This is a genomic window from Embleya sp. NPDC025285, from assembly GCF_055558835.1.
Genome location: NZ_JBVHLU010000276.1, coordinates 1 through 1,900 on the forward strand (window position 1 = coordinate 1; position 1,900 = coordinate 1,900).

Consider the following 1,900-nt stretch of genomic DNA (forward strand, 5'->3'; position numbering starts at 1 on the left):
GGTAGTGACTTACTTTCGGCAAAGGCCGGGCCAGTCTCCGTCAGAGCCCCAAGCAGAGCGAGTGAGAAAACTATGTTCTTCATCATGTGTGTCTCTTACGACGCCAGAGCCATGCAATGATCGAGGCTAACGCAACCACTCTTCCCTTCCAGCCAAATGACTGCCGAGTGGCCACCAAGCACTTGCGCCTCGGTGGTGGACTTGCCCCGATGCGTCTCCCCTTCACCGCGGATGTCCTCGTAGGCGATTAGCGTGCCGAGCCCGTGCAGTTTGTTCCAAGCGTCGCACTGGGACTGCAGTTGCGCTGGGGTTTTTCTTTTGTTTGCCATCTGAGTATTTTCCTCGCGATCTCAAACAGTGGCCTGGCAAAGCCAGGCCACTAGCAGAATCAGTTGTTTGCAGAAGCATCAAGAATCAGCTTATGGCTGCAATTGGTCGGATTACCGTCGACCAGAGTGCACCCTCCGAAACCGAACTCCAGGGGCTGTCCCTTTTTGATTTCGAACGACTGACTGAACTCGTTTCGGCTCATCTTCGGCAAATCAATCGCCAGATTAGTACCAGCCAGGGGCGCCTTGTCGAACCCCTCCAGCACAGCCAGCGAGCCTTTTACGGCGACGATCACGTTTTCACCAACAACAGCTGTCGGAGTCATCGACATATCGAGGCCCGTAACAAGCTTGCCCGGAATCAGCGTCGTTTTTTTGCCGTCGCTTACAGCTTTTTCGATATAGCTGTGGAGGACCTGGTCTTTAACGGGAAGGGTATTCCCCAGAAGAGTCGGTGCGGCAAACGAAGCGACAACCTCGTCCCCTTTGAACACCTTACCGCTCAGAAAGATGTTCGACCCGGATTCCGCCAGAGCCGAAGTGGCCAGCATGGGAAACATTACAGCAACAATCAGGAAGCGCTTCATCGCTTGTTATCCTTGGGTTGGTTTTTCAGTTTTCACGGTGAAAACAGCGAGCACCTAAGCTTGCTGTCGTTCCTCTTCAGGCGCGTCGGAGTCCTCAGTCGCCAGATCTTTTTCAGCCCTGTCGAGGGTACGCAGCAGCTCATCGAGCAGCAGCCGAGTCTCGACAGCCAGGGAGGTATAGCCAGGATCCTGGCGAACGGTCTTAGCAGCCTGGTAGAGCGAGTCAGAGTGCTTCTTCACCACTCGCTTGATTGCTGCGCCAGGCGCGTGCTTCGCAGTCGCTTTGTTCCGGCCCTGGGCCTGTGCTGCAGCAAGCATCTGCTCAAGAACCTCGACGGCCTTGTCGCCATGCGTCTTCAGCAGCTTGACCGCTTCAGTGGCCGAGATCCGGTCGTCGATAACGGCATCACGAATAGATTTCGGTCCCCCTACGAGCATCAGCAGGCCATCGACATAGGCAGTACCGAGGCCCATCCGATCGGCGACGACTTCGAGCTCTAGGCCGTAGCGAATCAGGCGTTTGCAAACCAGGCCCGTTTCGTAAGGCGTCAGGGGCAAACCGGTGTTGCTGCGGTACAGCTTTACGGTCAGGTCCTCCAGGGAGACGCCGCGCTCTTCCGGTACCGCAGGAATCGTTTCGATCTCGGCGCCTTCTTGAATAGCCAGAAGCACGGCCTTGGTCCGGCAGTGGCCATCGGAGACGTACTTGACCTCCTGATCACCTTCGCGAGCGATGTACACCGCGATGGGTTTGTCCATGTAGTAGCCTTCGGACTTCATCGAGTCCGCCAGTGCCCGGATATGCGCTTCCAGACCAGGGCGCGGAGTGCGCGCATTAAAGCCCGACATGAACTTCAGTTCGCGGGGATCCACCTGCCAGAGATCACGGCTTTTCGATCCCGACATAGCCTTCTTCGTGCTGCCCTGAACCAGGTCGCGTTCGAAGCTATCGAGCGGCATCTCAACTTGTTTTGCCATCACTGT

Annotated in this window: 2 protein-coding genes; both read right to left on the minus strand. The window is 56.4% G+C overall.

The genetic code is table 11. The annotated features are described in order from the left end of the window. Positions 1 to 388 precede the first annotated feature (388 nt). On the minus strand, positions 389 to 916 hold the full coding sequence (locus ACZ4FV_RS52170) for a hypothetical protein (RefSeq protein WP_009684360.1): 528 nt from the start codon (positions 914 to 916) through the stop codon (positions 389 to 391). 54 nt (positions 917 to 970) lie between these two features. Beyond that, positions 971 to 1,900: hypothetical protein (locus ACZ4FV_RS52175; RefSeq protein ID WP_465328503.1), on the minus strand; the 930-nt coding region annotated here is incomplete at its 5' end.